Raw genomic sequence first — 16,704 nt, 5'->3', positions numbered from 1 at the left:
AAGGATTTCGAGAACCTGTCGCGCAACGCGCTCGCATTCCTCAAACTGGCGTCTATCCGCCTAATGCTGCGAAGGCTTTGTTCAAATTGAACAACTTTCCGGACCGACTCTTACCAGGGACTGGCTTCCTTGAGCGGCGAATGCCGGCTCGTTAATATCTGGAACATATGTGCCGCATGCTCCTATTACCAACAGGACTGGAAGCGATAATAGGGGGCATATACCAAAGCGTTTCATGGCAATCCCACGCGTCAGAGTGGTATATATTGATATGATATTCGGTATGCCTTTTATACGGTTTTGCAACTGTATATTCCTTTTAGGAATGTTGAATCCGATATTTGTTGTATTTCTGACACATAAAGCTCCTGGAGTGTGTGCGACTTCGCCAGCCGAAGGGGGAAATACCGTCTGACAGCGCGGGTCAGAGCATTGCCGGGCTTGATGCGCTTGTGGCAGGGGGGCGGAGCACCGGCCGGGCTTGTTGGGCGGGCGAAAATGCCAGCGTTTAAAGCGTGACTTATCGTCAATTTGCGACTGGAATGGGCGGGAGCCGGACCTGCGCCACCCTATCCCCGGCCACCCCATGACCTATGATCCCGGCCAAACCGGAGGCCTCACGGTCAAGCCGAACAAGATCGACGCCAGGACCGGCGATGCCGGCGAGACCGAGCCCGGCGAGCGGTGGCCAGAACCGGATTTGGACTCGCGAGCTACGGCACCGTCGCCGCGGCGAACGCGGTTCGTCGGCAATAGTCCAACGGTTTGATCTGAGAGGAGGCGCAGCATGGACCGATTCACCGGCGGTTGTCTGTGCGGCAACGTCCGGATCGTGGCGTCGGGACGCCCGTACCGGGTCGGCCTGTGTCACTGTCTCGACTGCCGCAAGCATCATGGGGCGCTGTTTCACGCCTCCGCGATATTCCCGCAGGATGCGGTGACGATCGCGGGCGAAACACGCGACTATGCCGGGCGGTTTTTCTGTCCGCGCTGCGGCTCGCCGGTCTTCGGCCGCAGCGGCGACGAGATTGAGGTGAACCTCGGATCGCTGGACGCTCCCGACCAACTGACGCCAACCTACGAACTCTGGACCATCCGCCGCGAATCCTGGCTGCCGGAATTTCCGCTGACGCGACGATACCAGCGCGATCGTGAGGATACGGGCCGCTTCGAGGAATAGGCCGCGGAACCGGCGCGACGGCGCCTTAGAGCATCGGACCAAAAAGTGGAATCCGGTTTTTGGATCAATCCGATGCTCAATCAAAATGTCAGAGCGTCCTTTGTGCGTCCGGATGGACGCACGGCGCTCCAGATCACGCCGGCGCGTTCTTTCCCCGCCACCCTGTCACCCGCCGTGACATGACCTATGATGCCCCAAACCGGAGGCGACATGGTCAAGCTGAACAAGATCTACACCAGAACCGGCGATGCCGGGGACACCGGGCTCGGCACCGGCGAGCGGCGGCCGAAATCCGACATCCGGGTCGCCAGCTACGGCACGGTCGACGAGTTGAACGCCATTGTCGGCATTGTGCGGCTCTCCGCCGACGCAGCGCTCGACGCCATGCTCGCCCGCATCCAGAACGAGCTGTTCGACCTCGGCGCCGATCTGGCCACCCCCGAGACCGCCGAGCCTTTGCCCTATGAGCGGCTGGCGATCGTGCCGTCGCAGGTGGAGCGGCTGGAGCGCGAGATCGACGCCATGAACGCCCGGCTGGAGCCGCTACGCTCCTTCGTGCTGCCGGCCGGCTCGCCCGCCGCCACGCATCTGCATCACGCCCGCACCGTGGCGCGCCGGGCCGAGCGGCTGATGGTGGAACTCGCCCGCAAGGAGCGGGAGATCGTCTCGGCGGCGGCGCTGCAATATATCAACCGCCTGTCGGACCATCTTTTCGTCGCCGCCCGTATTGCCAATGACGACGGCAAGGGCGACGTTCTGTGGGTGCCCGGCCAGAGCCGCTAGAGCGTCGGGCCACACGGCTCCCAGAAGAGGCAAGGCTCCCAGAAAAGGAACGCCGCGATCGTGTTCGTGCCCATCTACGACGCCAACCGGCTGCGGCGCATCCGTTTCCAGTATGTGACGGTCGGCCTGATCGTCGTGAACGTCGTCATCTATCTGGTGTTCACGGCGACCGGCGAGACCGGCGCCTTGCTCTCCGCCTTCGAGATCACCTACGGCTTCATCCCGGCCGTGGTGAACGGCTATGCCGATCTGCCGCCGCAATATGTGGCGGTGCCCGAGGCGCTGAATTTCGTCACCTACGCCTTCCTGCATCTGAATTTCTGGCATCTTCTCGGCAACATGCTGTTTCTCTGGGTGTTCGGCGACAATGTCGAGGACGCTTTCGGCCATCTCCGCTTTCTCCTGTTCTATCTCGCCTGCGCGGCGGCCGGGGCGTGGCTGCACGCGATGATCATGCCGGACTCCGAGGCGACGCTGATCGGCGCGTCCGGCGCCGTCTCCGGGGTCGCCGCGGCCTATCTGATGCTACATCCGCGCGTCTGGGTGTGGGTGCTCGCCTTCGGCCGCATCCCTTTGTACCTGCCGGCCTGGCTGCTCTTGGCGATCTGGATCGGCTGGCAGTTCGCGCTGTTCATCGCGGGCGGCGAGGACGTCTCCTATGCGGCCCATGCCGGCGGCATTTTCGCCGGGGCGGCGCTGACGCTGGTGCTGCGTCAGAAGGGCGTTCCGCTGTTCGACAGCCGGATCGAGACGCCGCGCGCGGTGGAACTCAAGCGGAAAGACGAGCGCGGGGCTTGAAAGATGGCGGCCGGGGCGTCACTAAGCGGCCTGAGACGCAAGGGTTTTTGACACTTACGTAACCGTCATTTATCGCATTGCGACAATCGGCTGATCTCCTCCCCATTCATTGGGCGCTCGCGAGCGGCGGGTCAGGCTGAGGTTCAACGGAACAAGCGTCCGGATCGCTCCGGGTCGACCAAGGGGAGTCTTCGCCGATGAAAGTTCTCGTCGCCGTCAAGCGGGTGGTGGATTACAACGTGAAGATCCGGGTCAAGCCGGACGGATCGGGCGTCGATCTCGCCAACGTCAAGATGAGCATGAACCCGTTCGACGAGATCGCGGTGGAAGAGGCGATCCGCCTCAAGGAAGCCGGCACGGCGAGCGAGATCATCGCCGTCTCCGTCGGCCCGCAGCAGGCCCAGGAGACCATCCGCACCGCGCTGGCGATGGGCGCCGACCGCGGTATCCTGGTCAAGACCGACCAGCCGACCGAGCCGCTCGCCGTCGCCAAGATCCTCAAAGGCGTGGTCGACGCGGAAAAGCCCGACCTCGTTATCGTGGGCAAGCAGGCGATCGACGACGATTGCAACCAGACCGGCCAGATGCTCGCCGCGCTGCTCGGCTGGAGCCAGGGCACCTTCGCCAACAAGGTGGAATTCGCCGACGGCCGGGCCACGGTGACGCGCGAGGTCGATGGCGGCCTGCAGACCGTCGACATCAAGATGCCGGCGGTGGTGACCACGGATCTGCGCCTCAACGAGCCGCGCTATGCCTCGCTGCCGAACATCATGAAGGCGAAGAAGAAGCCGCTCGAGGAAAAGTCGCCGGACGATTACGGCGTCGATGTCGCGCCGCGCCTGGAAGTGCTGAAGACGGTCGAGCCGCAGAAGCGCGAGGCCGGCGTCAAGGTCGCCAGCGTCGACGAGCTGATCGACAAGCTGAGGAACGAGGCCGGAGTCCTCTAAAGCAAGTCCAGGAAAAGCGGCCACCGGTTTTCCGTCCGGACTTGCGACGAGACGACCGGCTCCGCCCATTGCATTCGCTGCTCCGTCCGGACCTGAGACGGAACCTGCCCTCGATCGGGAGACACTAGCATGACCACGCTTCTCATCGCCGAACACGACAATGCCGCCCTGTCCGACCAGACCGCCAAGGCGCTCGCGGCGGCGTCCCAGATGGGTGGCGACGTGCATGTCCTCGTCGCCGGCTCCGGCTCCGGCGCCGTCGCGGAGGCCGCGGCGAAGCTTGGCGGCGTCGCCAAGGTGCTGCACGCCGACGCGGACGCCTACGCGCACGGCCTCGCCGAGCCGCTCGCCGACCTCATCGTCAAGCTTGCGGCTTCCTATGACGCCATCGTCGCCCCGGCGACGACCTCGGGCAAGAACGTCATGCCGCGCGTCGCCGCGCTGCTCGACGTGATGCAGATTTCCGACATCGTCGCCGTCGACGGTCCCGACACCTTCCAGCGGCCGATCTATGCCGGCAACGCCATCCAGACGGTGAAGTCGGGCGACGCCAAGAAGGTGATCACCGTGCGCACCGCCGGCTTCCAAGCGGCGGAGACAAGTGGTTCGGCCTCGGTCGAGGCGGTGGACGCCGCCGCCGATCCGGGCCTGTCGCGCTTCGTCGGGGAACGGCTCGCCGAAAGCGACCGGCCGGAGCTGACCAGCGCCAAGATCATTCTCTCCGGTGGCCGGGCGCTCGGCTCCAAGGAAAAGTTCGACGAATTCATCCTGCCCGTCGCCGACAAGCTCGGCGCGGCGATCGGCGCCAGCCGCGCTGCGGTCGATGCGGGTTACGCCCCCAACGACTGGCAGGTCGGCCAGACCGGCAAGGTGGTGGCGCCCGACCTCTACATCGCCGCCGGCATTTCCGGCGCGATCCAGCATCTGGCCGGAATGAAGGATTCCAAGGTGATCGTGGCGATCAACAAGGACGAGGAAGCGCCGATCTTCCAGGTCGCCGACTACGGCCTGGTCGGCGATCTCTTCCAGATCCTGCCGGAGCTGAAAGACAAGCTCTGAGCGTCGCCGCGCCGCCTTTGACGGCGGGGCGGGTGAGCATTACTGTTGCGGCGCAATAAAATCCGGGAGGCGGTTGAAGGCGAGATGGCGGACAGGATCAGCAAGGTCGGGATCGTCGGCGCGGGCCAGATGGGCGCGGGCATCGCCCATGTCGCCGCGCTCGCCGGCTATGACGTCACGCTCTACGACATCGCGGCGGATCGCACGGCCGCCGGCCTCGAGCGTGTCAGCGCCGCGCTCGACCGGCAATTGTCGTCGCAAAAGATCACCGAGGCCGAGCGGGCCGAGGCGCTGAGCCGCATCACGACCGTGACCGATCCCGCGGCTCTCGGCGGCCTTGACCTCGTCATCGAGGCGGCGACCGAGGACGAGACGGTCAAGCGCAAGATCTATCGCGACATCTGTCCGCACCTGTCCGAGGCGACGATCCTCGCCAGCAACACCTCGTCGATCTCGATCACCCGGCTGGCCTCGGCGACCGATCGGCCCGAGCGGTTCATGGGCATCCACTTCATGAACCCGGTGCCGGTGATGAAGCTGGTCGAGCTGGTGCGCGGCATCGCGACGGAGGACGCGACCTTCGAGCGCGCCAGGCAATTCGTCACCGCGCTCGACAAGACGATCACCGTCTCTGAGGATTTTCCGGCCTTCATCGTCAACCGCATCCTTCTGCCGATGATCAACGAGGCGATCTACACGCTCTACGAGGGCGTCGGCTCGGTCGAGTCCATCGATACTGCGATGCGGCTCGGCGCCAACCACCCGATGGGGCCGCTGCAGCTTGCCGATTTCATCGGCCTCGACACCTGCCTGTCGATCATGCAGGTGCTTTATGACGGGCTGGCGGATTCCAAATACCGGCCGTGCCCGCTGCTGGTGAAATACGTCGAGGCCGGCTGGCTCGGCCGCAAGACCGGCCGCGGCTTCTACGACTATCGCGGTGAGCATCCGGTCCCGACGCGGTAGGGGCACAACCACGCTAGTGGATTGACCGAGACGAATGAGTCCGCCCAAGCGGCGAGACTGCAAAGGGCAGAATCGAGCCCATAGAGACCAACTTCTGGGAGCAGCAAATTGCAGCTTCGTGCACGGTGGCAAAAAACGTGCCAAATTTAAGCCTAGTTTTGCCGGGGGTTGTACCCGTTGATTTTCGAGCGCTTTCAGTCTTCGCCATTGCCGGAATAAAAACGGCCGTTTTTGCCAATGCCTACAGAGAACAGATTTTCACGTGTTCAGTTAGGAAGTAGGTATGGGCCAATTACGCGGTACGTCGTAATCGCGGCCAGAATAGGTGGCGCGGCAACCCCGAAGAAGGCAATGAATCTTTCTCTTCCTTGGCTGGACAGAAATCCCCGCAACCAGGTGGTAAAAACGAAGAGATTGATCCCGATTTGTATGATGCCGGAGATAACATTCAGCTCGGAAAAAAAGTTTGTGAAGTTTGCAAACATGAAAAATGCAAGCCCCGCCAAAGCCGAGTACATCATCCATCTACGATTGTTATTCTTGATAGCAATTTCCATATCTGACCCAGCTCAATTTCTGCTGTGAAGTGCGACCGTGTTGCCGTCACAGTCCTTGAAAATGGCCATGAAACCGTTCGGGCCAATCGCGGTCTTGCCTTTGATCACTGTGCCGCCTGCGGCTTCAACCCGCGCCAACGGAACGGACAAATCATCCCCTCCGTCCAGATAAACCATCGTACCGGCGGCACCTGGCTTGTGTTCTTTGTTTTCCCGCAGCGAGCCGGAAGCGATTCCCGGCGCAAATGGAAAATTGGCTTGCCGACTCGGAGCACCCTCCACGACAGCCAGGTCAGTCGCTATCACTTCGGCGTAAAACTTGACCGAGCGGTCCAAATCTCTCACCGGAATATCAAACCAAACTACAAAGTTCCGCACACTCGTTCTCCCTGAGCCACTTGCATTTTACAAGCCTACCACAGGCCTTGCATAATGCAAGTTAGGTTTCTTACAGTGAGGTGAACGATAACGAGCGAGATGCCAGGATGGCCAAGAGCAAGACTAACAAGAGACAATCCGGCTGTCCTATTGCCTTTTCCCTCGACGCGATCGGGGACAAATGGTCACTCTTGATCGTCCGGGACATGGTTTTCAAAGGGCGGCGCTTCTACGGAGAATTTTTGGAGGCTCAAGAAAATATATCCACCAATATTCTAGCGGACAGGCTGAAAAGCCTGGAAGAAAAAAACATAATTCGAAAAGTTTCCGATCCTGCAACAAAAGGAAGATACCGATATGAGCTCACTGAAACTGGTATCGAACTTATCCCGACACTGCTTGAAGTCATCCTCTGGGGCGCACGGAACGACCCGAACACAACCACGCCGAGGAAACTCTTGGAGCGTCTGGAAGCGGACAAACAGAAGTATCTTATGGAGGTCTTGGAAGCCGTAGAGGCCAACCAAGCCGCCCCATTCTATTTTTCCAACATCTGAGCACAGTTGCTCGAAACTACATCCGTCTAGGCTTAGTGCCAGCCAAGACTCATACGTTTCCGAAAAGGGCAAAAGTGGCCGTTTGAGCGGGGGAAAAGATCGAAAAAGCGGTCTCCCGGCAACCAAACGCGAACGTCCGTTTCGTCCGCGAGGGTCGCTGGTGCGGGCTCGAAGCGTCGGAGTCGTACCACTACTAGCGGGTGGTCGCGCCGGCTCGAGGGCGTCTTCAAAGCAGTTCGACGCGCCCGCCTGTCTCAGCAATCAGGCGCGCCGCCTTTGTGTCGAAGGTCGCGAAGATGTCTCCACCGAGCCTGCGGCCCTCGAACGCGATGATGCCGTCGGCGAAATCCCCGCCGGCCGTCAGCATGGCAAGGCCGGCCTCGGCCGCCGCCCGGTCGCAGATGACTTTCTGATCCGACAGGATGCCGGTAATCGTGTCGAATAGCTCCGCGGAACTCAGCCGATATCGTTGCCGCAAGGACCAGGCAATTTCGCAGAGTGTTGGAAGCGTCAGTACAACCGAAGATGCACGCCTTAGAATTTCAACCGCCTTTGGACTCTGATTCGGCTCATCGCCGACAAGCGCGCGGATGAGCACATTGGTATCGGCGATAATGATCACCGCCGCTTTGCCCACCCGTCCACGATAATCTCGTTCAGTTCCTCGATCGCCGGCGCTGGCCCGGTAGCCTTGTGCTTTAGGCTTCCGAAGAAATTCTCCAGCGAACCGGTTTTTCGTTCGCTCTGCAGCAGGACCTTTCCGTCCTGCTGCATATCGACTTCGATCTTCTCACCTGGCTTCACGCCAAGATGTTGGAGAATGTCCTTTTTTAACGTGACCTGGCCTTTGGCGGTAACGGTTAGAATCGACATGGGGCCATCCTCGCGTTGAAATCACAATGTAAGGCATAATTGCCTTACCGACAACACCCTGGTGACGGGGAACGCCCCCTCAAACCTTCCGCCCGCTCTCCTTGACCGCCTCGATCAGCTTCACCGCGTCCGGGCTCGCCCACTCCGCCGGGCCGTTGATCGCCGCGCGGGCGCAGCCGTCGGGTCCGACCAGTACCGAGACGGGCAGGCCGTAAGCCAGCCCTCGCCCTTTGAGATCGTCGAACACGCCCATCGTTTCGTCGCGATACAGGGGCAGGGCGGTGAGCTTGGTCTCGGCGTAGAACTTCTTCGGCTTGTCGATACTGCCGGTGTCGATGTTGATCGGGATCACGGCGAAATCCTCGCCTCCCTCCTGCTGCTCCAGCGCGTCGAGCGCCGGCATTTCGAGCCGGCAGGGCACGCACCAGGTCGCCCACAGATTGACCAGCAGCGTCTTGCCGGAAAAATCCTTCAGGCTTGCCGGCTGGCCGTCGCCGTCCGTAAACGCCATGGCCGAGATGTCGAAGGGCGCGTCGAGCGCCTGCACGGCCGCGACCTCGCCGCGCGCCGCGCCGTCGATCGCGGCATAGATCGCCTCGTCGGCCGGGCAGGACGTGGCGGCGACTTCGTTGCCAGACCCCGTCTCGCTCACGTATAGGACGACACCGCCCGCCGCGATGCCTGAGATCAGCGCGATCCCGGCGATGACCCCGAGCCGCCGCCCGTTCGAAGCCTGTCGTGTTTCCTCGGACATACCGTCAAAAGCCCTTTCGAGTATCCATGCGCCAGAAGACCAGCAACGTTCCCAAGTCAAGCAACGCCCCCACGTCCAGCAATGCGATGTGGGGTGGTCGCTTTGCCGCCGGACCCGACGCCATCATGGAGGAGATCAACGCCTCGATTGATTTCGATCGACGGCTTTATGACGAGGATATCGCCGGTTCGAAAGCCCATGCCGCCATGTTGGCCGATCAAGGCATCATTTCGGCGGAGGATGCCAGCCAGATCATAGCGGGTCTGGAGGACATCCGGGCCGAGATCGCCGACGGGCGCTTCACTTTCTCGCGAGAGCGCGAGGACATCCACATGAATATCGAAGCGCGGCTGGCCGAGCTGATCGGCCCCGCCGCCGGCCGGTTGCACACCGCCCGTTCGCGCAACGATCAGGTCGCGGTCGATTTCCGCCTGCATGTGAAGACGGCGTTCGGCGCGCTCGCCGAAGCGCTTGAAGCCTTCATCGGCGCGCTGCTTGACAAGGCCGACGCGCATGCCGACACGATCATGCCCGGCTTCACCCATCTCCAGGTCGCCCAGCCGGTCACCTTCGGCCACCATTGCCTCGCCTATGTCGAAATGGCGGCCCGCGACCTGTCGCGCTGCCGTGACGCGATCACCCGTCTCGACGAATGTCCGCTCGGCGCCGCTGCGCTTGCCGGCACCGGCTTTGCCATCGACCGGCACCAGACGGCGGAAGCGCTGGGCTTTCGCGAGCCGACCCGCAACTCGCTCGATTCGGTGTCCGATCGGGACTTCGCCCTGGAATTTCTCTCGGTCGCGGCGATCTGCGGCACGCATCTGTCGCGTCTCGCCGAGGAAATCGTCATCTGGTCGACGCCGCAATTCGGTTTCGTCCGGCTGTCCGACGCGTTCTCGACCGGCTCCTCGATCATGCCGCAGAAGAAGAACCCGGATGCCGCCGAACTGGTTCGGGCGAAGCCCGGCCGCATCAATGGCGCGCTGATTTCGCTCTTGACCGTGATGAAGGGGCTGCCGCTCAGCTATTCGAAGGACATGCAGGAAGACAAGGAACAGGTCTTCGACGCGATCGATTCGCTGGCCTTGGCGCTCGCCGCCGCCACCGGCATGGTCCGCGACATGACCATCGAAACCGAGGCGATGCGCCGGGCGGCCGGCCACGGCTTTTCCACCGCCACCGACCTCGCCGATTGGTTGGTGCGGGAACTGGGGCTGCCGTTCCGCGAGGCGCATCATGTGACCGGACGGGCGGTGGCGCTCGCCGAGGAGCGCGGCGTCGGGCTCGAGGATCTGCCGTTGGATCTTCTGCAAACGCTGGAGGCGCGGATCACCGACGCGGTCTATTCCGTGCTCGGCGTCGATGCCTCGGTAAACAGTCGCACCAGCTTCGGCGGCACGGCGCCCGCCAATGTCCGCGCCCAGATCGCCTATTGGCGCGATCGACTCGGCGGCAATGGCGAATAGTCGCCGCGGGTGGTGATTTCTTCGTCGCGAACCGTTATCACCGCGGTGACGGGGATCGACGGTTGGCGATGTGCTGAGGGGTGACGAGATGACGGAGCGATCGAGCCTTGCGGCCAAGCCGGTGCTGATTCTGGCTGTGCTGTCGGTTCTTGGCGGCTGCGGCGTGAAAAACCTGCCGGTGGCACCGGACACCAACGAGGTGCCCGCCGTGGTGGCGGAACAGACCCAAGGCGGGACCACCAACGTCCTCGGCAGCGGCGAGACCGGCACAGCCGTTCGTGCCGCACGGATTTCGGATGTCCAGAACGACAATATGGTCAGCGCCGCCGAGGTCACCCGGAACAAAGACGCCTCCGGCAAACGGTTCTTCCTCGATCCGCTGCTGAACTAGTGGATTGAATTTGACATTTGATACGCACGTGCGGCGGACTCGAAATCAAATGTCAAATTTGAAAAATCCACGAGAGTCATAAAGTTGCTAGTGGTCCTTTGATTTCGACATTTGCTTGCCAGGGTGCTGCAAGCGGGATGCAAATGTCGAAATCGGACCACTAGGTCCGAAACCGAGCCGGTTATTCCGCTTCGACCACCGCAAGCCTTGCCATGAATCATTTCGAAATCCGGGACGGCGCCCTCTACGCCGAGGGCGTCAGTGTGGCGGCGATCGCGCGCGACATCGGCACGCCGTTCTATTGCTATTCGACCGCGACACTGACCCGGCACTACGAGGTCTTCGCCCGCGCCTTCGCCGATATCGACGCGCTGGTCTGCTACGCCATGAAGGCGAACTCCAACCAGGCGGTGCTGGCGACGCTGGCCCGGCTCGGGGCGGGGGCCGACGTGGTGTCGGGCGGCGAATTGCTGCGCGCGCTCAAGGCCGGGATTCCGCCAGAGAAGATCATGTTCTCCGGGGTCGGCAAGACCATCGAGGAGATCGATCTGGCTCTCGCCTCGCGGATCTTCTGCTTCAACGTGGAATCCGAGCCCGAGTTGGACGCGATCTCGGCCCGCGCGGCACAGGCCGGTATCCGCGCCAATGTGTCCTTCCGCATCAATCCGGATGTCGACGCGCGCACCCACGCCAAGATCTCCACGGGCAAGAAGTCCGACAAGTTCGGCATCGCCTTCGAGCGCGCCGAGGCGGTCTACGATCGTGCCCGTTCGCTGCCCGGCATTCACGTCTCCGGCATCGACATGCATATCGGTAGCCAGATCGTCGAGTTGGAGCCCTTCGACGAGGCGTTCGACCGTCTCGCCGATTTGGTGCGCAAGCTGCGCGTGAAAGGTCACACGATCGATCACATCGACCTTGGCGGCGGGCTCGGCGTGCCCTATCGCCGCGACAACGCGCCGCCGCCGGAGCCGCCGGCCTATGCCGAGATCGTCAAGCGGCATGTGCGCGACCTCGACTGCCAGGTGGTGTTCGAGCCCGGCCGGCTGATCGCCGCCAATGCCGGCATTCTGGTGACCAAGGTCCTCTATGTGAAGAAGGCGGAGGGCAAGACTTTCGTCATCGTCGACGCGGCGATGAACGATTTGATTCGCCCGACGCTGTATGACGCCTGGCACGACATCCATCCGGTGGTTGATGATCCGGACGCGCGACGGATCGTCGCCGACGTCGTCGGACCGGTCTGCGAGAGCGGCGATTTCCTCGCCAAGGACCGCGACCTGCCCAGCGTCGAAGCGGGCGATCTCGTCTATGTCTCCTCCGCCGGGGCCTATGGCGCGGTGCAGTCGGGCACCTACAATTCCCGCCCCCTGATCGCGGAAGTCATGGTCCGGGACGACGCCTTTCATGTCGTCCGCCCGCGCCAGACCATCGAGGAGTTGATCGGCCTCGACGGACTGCCGCCGTGGCTAGAGGGCGACGTTTGATCGCGGTTGGCACGCCTTCACACCTGCGTCACTCGCCTCGCCTTCGCCGTAAAATCCGGTAAGGTTCTCCGCACGTAAAAAGAACGAGAGCGGGCCCATGGCCGAGACCGACCGGCACAACGACTGGACCAAGGCCGGACGGATCGCGTTGACGCGAAAATTCGCCGCCACGGCGCTCCTCGTCGAGCGGGCGTGGCCGCTCGTCCTGGCCTTCGCCAGTCTCGCCGGCGTCTTCCTGATTCTTTCCTGGTTTGGCCTGTTCGCAGCGATGCCGTTCTATGGCCGCGGCGCCGTTCTGGCGGTTCTGTCCGGCCTTGCCGTGGCCGCGCTCTGGTTCAACCGTGGGCTGCGGCTGCCGACGGCCGGCGACGTCGACGCCCGGATCGAAAGCGTCAGCCGATTGGCCCACCAGCCGCTGCGGGTGCAGGGCGACCACGCCGTCTCGGACGATCCCTTCGCTAAAGCCCTGTGGCACGAGCACCAGCGGCGCATGGCCGAGCGGCTGCGCAATCTCAGCGGCGGCTCCCCCAACACCCGGACCGAACGGCTGGACCCCTTTGGCCTGCGGGCACTTGTCGCGCTGCTCCTGGTCACCGCCTTCGCGTTTTCTTTCGGCCCCGGCGGCGGCCGGGTTCTCGACGCGTTCGCCCCGGCGGACGCCGAAGCGGTGACCGTCGCCCGTGTCGACGCCTGGGTGACGCCGCCGAGCTATACCGGCCGGGCGCCGATCTTCTTGACCGACGCCGGCGGCGCGGGTGACGGGCCGATCGGGGTTCCCGAGGGCAGCGTCCTGTCCGTCCGTCTGTCCGACGGTGCGGCCGCCGACCTCGTCTTCACTGCGACGGCTGAAGGCGCGGAGCCGATCACCGTCGCACCGGTCGGCGCCGACGAAGAGGCCGAGACGGCGGGGGATGGCGAGGCGCCGAAGCTGGCGAAGGTCGCGGCCGGTCCGCGCGAATACGCCTTTGCCCTGGAAGAAAGCGGCGAGGCGGCGCTTGCCACTGCCTTTTCGACGCTCGGTCGCTGGACTTTCGCGGTGACGCCCGACGCCGATCCTAAGATCGCCTTCAAGGAGGAGCCGAGCGAAGCCCGTAACGGCGCGCTGCAGCTCGCCTATACGGTCACCGACGATTACGGCGTGCGCAAAGGCCGCGCGGAGATCGTCGTCGCCGACGATGTCGTCGCTGCCAATGCCCGGCCGCTGGTCGCCGCGCCCGAGATCAACCTTGCTCTGCCCCGTCGCACCAAGGGCGCGGCCGAGGGGCGCACCAGCGCCGATCTGACCGAAAGTCCTTATGCCGGGGCAAAGGTGGCGATGACGCTGGTTGCCACCGATGACGCCGGCCAGTCCGGTCGTTCCGAAACGATGCCGCTGACATTGCCCGAGCGGCGGTTCACCAATCCGCTCGCTCGCGCCGTCGTCGAGCAGCGGCGAATGCTCGCGCTCGATGCGAACGCGGTGCCGCGCGTGGTCGAGATGCTCGACGCGGTCACCCTGCGCGGCGAGGAGTTCATCGAGAACCCGGCCGACTATCTGGCGCTCCGTGCCGCGCGCACCCGCATCGCCACCGCCTACAGCGACGAGGCATTGCTGTCGTCGGTCGACTTCCTGTGGGAGATCGCCCTCGGTATCGAGGATGGCAATCTGTCGCTGGCAGAGCGGCGCCTGCGCGACGCGCGCGAACAGCTCGCCGAGGCGCTGGAGGAGGGGGCGTCGGATGCCGAGATCGACCGGCTGATGCAGGAACTGCGCGAGGCGATGCGCGAATACATGCAGGCCCTGGCCGAAGCGATGCGCAACCAGCCGCCGATGAGCCAGGATCAGCTGCAGATGGGCGACATGCAGGAGCTGCGTCCGCAGGATCTGGAGCGGATGATGGATCGGATCGAGGATCTGGCGAAATCGGGCTCCAAGGATGCCGCGCAGCAGCTCCTCTCCGAACTCCAGCAGATGATGGACAACCTCCAGGCGATGCGGCCCGGCCAGCAGCAGCAGGGCCAACAAAGCGCCATGCAGCAGCAGATGAACAAGCTGGGCGAGATGTTGCAGCGCCAGCAGCAGCTGAAGGACCAGACCTTCGATCTCGGCCGCCGGCAGTTCGAGCGCCAGCAACAGGACCGCCAGCAAGGCCAGCCCGGCGAGCCTCAACAGGGCCAGCCGCAGGATGGCCAGCAAGGCGAACCGATGACCGCCGAACAGCTCCAGGAGATGATGAAGCAGCTGCAGGAGCAGCAGGGCCAGCTCCAGCAGGAGCTGGAGGCCCTTCAGAAGCAGTTGGAAGGCATGGGCATGGAGCCGTCCGACGGCTTCGGCGAGGCCGGCGAGGCGATGGGCAAGGCCGAAGGCGCGCTTGGCCAGGGCAACGACGGGGAGGCCGTCGGGGAGCAGGGCCGCGCCATGGAGGCGCTGCGCCGCGGCGGGCAGGACATGATGCGGCAGATGCAGGAAGCCATGCAGGGGCAGGGCAGCCAGGGCGCGCAAGGGCAGATGGGGCAGGGCTTCGGCGGCCAGCAGCAGCGCTCCGGCCGCGATCCGCTCGGCCGGCAGCGCCAGACCGAGGGACCGGACTTCGGCCAGGATGTCGGCGTGCCGGACGAGATCGACACCCAGCGCGCCCGGCGCATTCTCGACGCCATCCGCAACCGCCTCGGCGACGCCCTGTCACCGCAGCTCGAACGAGACTATCTGGAGCGGCTGCTGAAGACGCCGTAGGAGAACGGCTTCAGGAGTGGCCGCTATCCCTCGACGATCACCTCGAACCCGCCAAAGATCATGCGCTTGCCGTCGAAGGGCATGGTCCCCGCCTGCATGCGCGGATCCTCCATCACCTTTTGCATCCCCGCGTCGCGCACGGCCTTCGATGGCCAGACGATCCAGGAAAACACCACCGTTTCATCCGGCTTGCGCATCACGGCGGTGTGCATGGAGTTCAGCTTGCCCTCCGGCACGTCGTCGCCCCAGCAATCGGTCAGCGACAGCGCCCCGTGCTCCTTGAAGATCGCCCCCGCCTTCACGGCGTGCTCGCGAAAGGCGTCCTTGTTGGCGGTCGGAACCGCGGCGATCATTCCGTCGATATAGGCCATTGGTTTTCTCCCAGTTTACTGTCGTTCAGGCGAAGGCGCTTTTGGCGGCGTCCCGCAGCTCTGCTTCGGTCATCGGTTCGCGCGTGGGGGTGGCGATGGACCAGCGATGCCCGAACGGGTCCTCGACGACGCCGTAGCGGTCGCCCCAGAACATGTCGGCAACGGGCATCACCACGGTCGCGCCCGCGGCGAGGGCCTTGTCGGTAGCGACGTCCACGTCGTCGACGATCAGGTGCATGGTCACCGGGCTCCCCCCGAGTAGCTTGGGCGATTTCAGCCCGTATTCGGGGTTTTCATCGACGAGCATGACCGACGAACCGTTGATCGAGACGCAGCCGTGCATGATCTTGCCGTCCGGTCCGGGCAGGACCATCATCTTCGTTGCGCCGAACGCCCTCTCGTAGAAGGCGATGGCATCGGCAGCACCCCGGCACACGAGGTGCGGGCTGACCGAGTGCATGCCGGACGACGCGGCGAGCTCGGCGGCGGATTTTGGTTTCCTGCTCATCTTTCTTCCTCCTTCACGTGTTTTCAAATGCCGCTTCCAGCGCGGCGATATCGATCTTTCCCATCGCCATCATGGCATCACGCGCCCGCATGGCGGCGGCCTTGTCGTCTGCGCCGAGCAGCCGCGGAACGGCGTCCGGGACGATCTGCCAGGAGACGCCGAATTTGTCGGTGAGCCAGGCGCAGTGCCCCGCGCTGCCGCCGCCCTCAAGCAGCGCATCCCAGAGCCGATCCGTTTCGGCCTGGTCTTTGGTCAGAACCGAAATCGACGCCGCCGGCGTATGCTGGAATTGCGGTCCGGCATTCAGCGTCATGTAAGGCGCGCCGGCGAGGGTGAATTCCGCCACCAGCGCCGGGCCGTCCGGGCCAGGGCGCACGATGTCCTCAATCCGGCTGTCGGGCAGCAGCGAGACATAGAACTTCGCCGCGTCTTCGCCCCGGCCGTCGAACAACAGGCAGGTGCGCACCTTCGGCCTCCCGCTCATTTGTCGCCTCCCATGGCGTCTGCATTCATCCAGAACAGCTCCCAGATATGGCCGTCGAGGTCGGCGAATGCGCGGCCGTACATGAAGCCGTGGTCCTCGGCATCGCGCACCACGCCGCCGCCGTTCGCGAGCGCCATGTCCGTCAGCCGGTCGACCGCCTCGCGGCTTTCCAACTGCAGCGCGGTCAGGACTTCGCTGGTCTCGCGGGCATCGGCGATCCGCCTGGGCGTGAAGCTGGCGAACTTCTCGTGCGTCAGCAGCATGGCGAAGCAGGTATCGCTGATCCGCATGGCGAGCGCGGTGGCGTCGCTGAACTGATCGTTGAACTCGAAACCGAGCACGCTGAAAAAGCGACGCGATCGATCAAGGTCGGCAACGGGCAAATTGATATAGACGTTCATAGACGAACCGGGCTCCCTCTTGTGGTGGTCC

20 protein-coding genes and 1 pseudogene are annotated in these 16,704 nt (G+C 63.6%); 12 read left to right on the top strand and 9 right to left on the bottom strand.

Going from position 1 to position 16,704, the window contains the following annotated elements; genetic code table 11:
- The 7 genes and pseudogenes from VQ045_RS16140 to VQ045_RS16110 form a co-directional block, all read left to right on the top strand.
- Positions 1 to 90: pseudogene (locus tag VQ045_RS16140) on the top strand (IS5/IS1182 family transposase); the annotation flags it as partial.
- A gap of 697 nt (positions 91 to 787) precedes the next feature.
- Positions 788 to 1,180 carry a GFA family protein gene (locus VQ045_RS16135; RefSeq protein ID WP_331830833.1) on the top strand — a complete coding sequence of 131 codons (393 nt, stop codon included), beginning with the start codon at positions 788 to 790 and terminating at the stop codon, positions 1,178 to 1,180.
- A 210-nt stretch (positions 1,181 to 1,390) separates the two neighbouring features.
- The gene (locus tag VQ045_RS16130) at positions 1,391 to 1,963 is read left to right on the top strand and encodes a cob(I)yrinic acid a,c-diamide adenosyltransferase (protein WP_331830832.1); all 573 of its coding nucleotides are present in this window, start codon (positions 1,391 to 1,393) and stop codon (positions 1,961 to 1,963) included.
- 60 nt (positions 1,964 to 2,023) lie between these two features.
- Positions 2,024 to 2,761, top strand: a complete 738-nt coding sequence (locus VQ045_RS16125) for a rhomboid family intramembrane serine protease (RefSeq protein WP_331830831.1) — start codon at positions 2,024 to 2,026, stop codon at positions 2,759 to 2,761.
- Positions 2,762 to 2,958: 197 nt separating this feature from the next.
- Positions 2,959 to 3,708: an electron transfer flavoprotein subunit beta/FixA family protein gene (locus tag VQ045_RS16120; RefSeq protein WP_331830830.1), complete on the top strand. Its 750-nt coding sequence runs from the start codon at positions 2,959 to 2,961 to the stop codon at positions 3,706 to 3,708.
- A 129-nt stretch (positions 3,709 to 3,837) separates the two neighbouring features.
- Entirely contained in the window at positions 3,838 to 4,767 is a 930-nt protein-coding gene (locus VQ045_RS16115; protein WP_331830829.1) for an electron transfer flavoprotein subunit alpha/FixB family protein, read from the top strand.
- Positions 4,768 to 4,851: 84 nt separating this feature from the next.
- Positions 4,852 to 5,733, top strand: a complete 882-nt coding sequence (locus VQ045_RS16110; RefSeq protein ID WP_327626254.1) for a 3-hydroxybutyryl-CoA dehydrogenase — start codon at positions 4,852 to 4,854, stop codon at positions 5,731 to 5,733.
- 266 nt (positions 5,734 to 5,999) lie between these two features.
- Here the strand turns inward: VQ045_RS16110 and VQ045_RS16105 are convergent, their stop codons facing one another.
- Entirely contained in the window at positions 6,000 to 6,290 is a 291-nt protein-coding gene (locus VQ045_RS16105) for a hypothetical protein (RefSeq protein ID WP_327626253.1), read from the bottom strand.
- Positions 6,291 to 6,302: 12 nt separating this feature from the next.
- Positions 6,303 to 6,668: a VOC family protein gene (locus VQ045_RS16100; RefSeq protein ID WP_331830828.1), complete on the bottom strand. Its 366-nt coding sequence runs from the start codon at positions 6,666 to 6,668 to the stop codon at positions 6,303 to 6,305.
- A gap of 107 nt (positions 6,669 to 6,775) precedes the next feature.
- Between VQ045_RS16100 and VQ045_RS16095 the strand changes: the two genes are divergently transcribed.
- Positions 6,776 to 7,225, top strand: coding sequence for a winged helix-turn-helix transcriptional regulator (locus VQ045_RS16095; RefSeq protein ID WP_331830827.1), 450 nt, complete (start codon positions 6,776 to 6,778; stop codon positions 7,223 to 7,225).
- Between the two features lie 226 nt (positions 7,226 to 7,451).
- Here VQ045_RS16095 and VQ045_RS16090 read toward each other — a convergent pair whose 3' ends face one another.
- The 3 genes from VQ045_RS16090 to tlpA form a co-directional block, all read right to left on the bottom strand.
- Positions 7,452 to 7,847: a type II toxin-antitoxin system VapC family toxin gene (locus VQ045_RS16090; RefSeq protein WP_331830826.1), complete on the bottom strand. Its 396-nt coding sequence runs from the start codon at positions 7,845 to 7,847 to the stop codon at positions 7,452 to 7,454.
- Positions 7,844 to 8,098, bottom strand: coding sequence for an AbrB/MazE/SpoVT family DNA-binding domain-containing protein (locus VQ045_RS16085; RefSeq protein ID WP_331830825.1), 255 nt, complete (start codon positions 8,096 to 8,098; stop codon positions 7,844 to 7,846). Before VQ045_RS16085 ends, VQ045_RS16090 begins: the two co-directional genes overlap by 4 nt.
- Positions 8,099 to 8,177: 79 nt before the next feature.
- On the bottom strand, positions 8,178 to 8,852 hold the full coding sequence (gene tlpA / locus VQ045_RS16080) for a thiol:disulfide interchange protein TlpA (protein ID WP_331830824.1): 675 nt from the start codon (positions 8,850 to 8,852) through the stop codon (positions 8,178 to 8,180).
- A 26-nt stretch (positions 8,853 to 8,878) separates the two neighbouring features.
- Here tlpA and argH point away from each other — a divergent pair, with 26 nt between their 5' ends.
- The 4 genes from argH to VQ045_RS16060 all read left to right on the top strand — a co-directional run bounded on the left by argH (position 8,879) and on the right by VQ045_RS16060 (position 14,909).
- Positions 8,879 to 10,318, top strand: coding sequence for an argininosuccinate lyase (gene argH, locus VQ045_RS16075; RefSeq protein ID WP_331830823.1), 1,440 nt, complete (start codon positions 8,879 to 8,881; stop codon positions 10,316 to 10,318).
- Between the two features lie 88 nt (positions 10,319 to 10,406).
- Positions 10,407 to 10,709, top strand: coding sequence for a hypothetical protein (locus VQ045_RS16070; protein WP_331830822.1), 303 nt, complete (start codon positions 10,407 to 10,409; stop codon positions 10,707 to 10,709).
- Positions 10,710 to 10,921: 212 nt separating this feature from the next.
- Positions 10,922 to 12,196: a diaminopimelate decarboxylase gene (gene lysA, locus VQ045_RS16065; protein ID WP_331830821.1), complete on the top strand. Its 1,275-nt coding sequence runs from the start codon at positions 10,922 to 10,924 to the stop codon at positions 12,194 to 12,196.
- 97 nt (positions 12,197 to 12,293) lie between these two features.
- Positions 12,294 to 14,909: a TIGR02302 family protein gene (locus VQ045_RS16060; RefSeq protein ID WP_331830820.1), complete on the top strand. Its 2,616-nt coding sequence runs from the start codon at positions 12,294 to 12,296 to the stop codon at positions 14,907 to 14,909.
- Between the two features lie 23 nt (positions 14,910 to 14,932).
- Here the strand turns inward: VQ045_RS16060 and VQ045_RS16055 are convergent, their stop codons facing one another.
- The 4 genes from VQ045_RS16055 to VQ045_RS16040 are packed head-to-tail and all read right to left on the bottom strand — an operon-like array spanning position 14,933 to position 16,673.
- A complete protein-coding gene (locus VQ045_RS16055) occupies positions 14,933 to 15,280 on the bottom strand; it encodes a DUF1428 domain-containing protein (RefSeq protein WP_327648220.1) in 348 nt (115 codons plus the stop codon).
- 25 nt (positions 15,281 to 15,305) lie between these two features.
- Entirely contained in the window at positions 15,306 to 15,815 is a 510-nt protein-coding gene (locus VQ045_RS16050; protein WP_331830819.1) for a VOC family protein, read from the bottom strand.
- Positions 15,802 to 16,272 carry a VOC family protein gene (locus tag VQ045_RS16045; protein ID WP_331830818.1) on the bottom strand — a complete coding sequence of 157 codons (471 nt, stop codon included), beginning with the start codon at positions 16,270 to 16,272 and terminating at the stop codon, positions 15,802 to 15,804. The genes VQ045_RS16050 and VQ045_RS16045 overlap by 14 nt, the downstream gene beginning before the upstream one ends.
- Positions 16,269 to 16,673, bottom strand: a complete 405-nt coding sequence (locus VQ045_RS16040) for a VOC family protein (protein WP_331830817.1) — start codon at positions 16,671 to 16,673, stop codon at positions 16,269 to 16,271. Before VQ045_RS16040 ends, VQ045_RS16045 begins: the two co-directional genes overlap by 4 nt.
- Positions 16,674 to 16,704 lie beyond the last annotated feature (31 nt).

It is taken from the genome of Aurantimonas sp. E1-2-R+4, from assembly GCF_036549515.1.
Lineage (GTDB): Bacteria > Pseudomonadota > Alphaproteobacteria > Rhizobiales > Rhizobiaceae > Aurantimonas > Aurantimonas coralicida_A.
Note: the sequence above shows the minus strand (reverse complement) of the source record. Positions and strands in the feature narration are given on the sequence as shown.

Bases quoted from the DNA above. Each gene is read 5' to 3' on its own strand.
- VQ045_RS16115 (WP_331830829.1), top strand. From the start codon at position 3,838: ATGACCACGCTTCTCATCGCCGAACACGACAATGCCGCCCTGTCCGAC.
- VQ045_RS16045 (WP_331830818.1), bottom strand. From the start codon at position 16,272: ATGAGCGGGAGGCCGAAGGTGCGCACCTGCCTGTTGTTCGACGGCCGG.
- lysA (WP_331830821.1), top strand. From the start codon at position 10,922: ATGAATCATTTCGAAATCCGGGACGGCGCCCTCTACGCCGAGGGCGTC.
- VQ045_RS16095 (WP_331830827.1), top strand. From the start codon at position 6,776: ATGGCCAAGAGCAAGACTAACAAGAGACAATCCGGCTGTCCTATTGCC.
- VQ045_RS16040 (WP_331830817.1), bottom strand. From the start codon at position 16,673: ATGAACGTCTATATCAATTTGCCCGTTGCCGACCTTGATCGATCGCGT.
- VQ045_RS16105 (WP_327626253.1), bottom strand. From the start codon at position 6,290: ATGGAAATTGCTATCAAGAATAACAATCGTAGATGGATGATGTACTCG.
- VQ045_RS16055 (WP_327648220.1), bottom strand. From the start codon at position 15,280: ATGGCCTATATCGACGGAATGATCGCCGCGGTTCCGACCGCCAACAAG.
- VQ045_RS16130 (WP_331830832.1), top strand. From the start codon at position 1,391: ATGGTCAAGCTGAACAAGATCTACACCAGAACCGGCGATGCCGGGGAC.
- VQ045_RS16120 (WP_331830830.1), top strand. From the start codon at position 2,959: ATGAAAGTTCTCGTCGCCGTCAAGCGGGTGGTGGATTACAACGTGAAG.
- VQ045_RS16110 (WP_327626254.1), top strand. From the start codon at position 4,852: ATGGCGGACAGGATCAGCAAGGTCGGGATCGTCGGCGCGGGCCAGATG.
- argH (WP_331830823.1), top strand. From the start codon at position 8,879: ATGCGCCAGAAGACCAGCAACGTTCCCAAGTCAAGCAACGCCCCCACG.
- VQ045_RS16135 (WP_331830833.1), top strand. From the start codon at position 788: ATGGACCGATTCACCGGCGGTTGTCTGTGCGGCAACGTCCGGATCGTG.
- tlpA (WP_331830824.1), bottom strand. From the start codon at position 8,852: ATGTCCGAGGAAACACGACAGGCTTCGAACGGGCGGCGGCTCGGGGTC.
- VQ045_RS16060 (WP_331830820.1), top strand. From the start codon at position 12,294: ATGGCCGAGACCGACCGGCACAACGACTGGACCAAGGCCGGACGGATC.
- VQ045_RS16070 (WP_331830822.1), top strand. From the start codon at position 10,407: ATGACGGAGCGATCGAGCCTTGCGGCCAAGCCGGTGCTGATTCTGGCT.
- VQ045_RS16085 (WP_331830825.1), bottom strand. From the start codon at position 8,098: ATGTCGATTCTAACCGTTACCGCCAAAGGCCAGGTCACGTTAAAAAAG.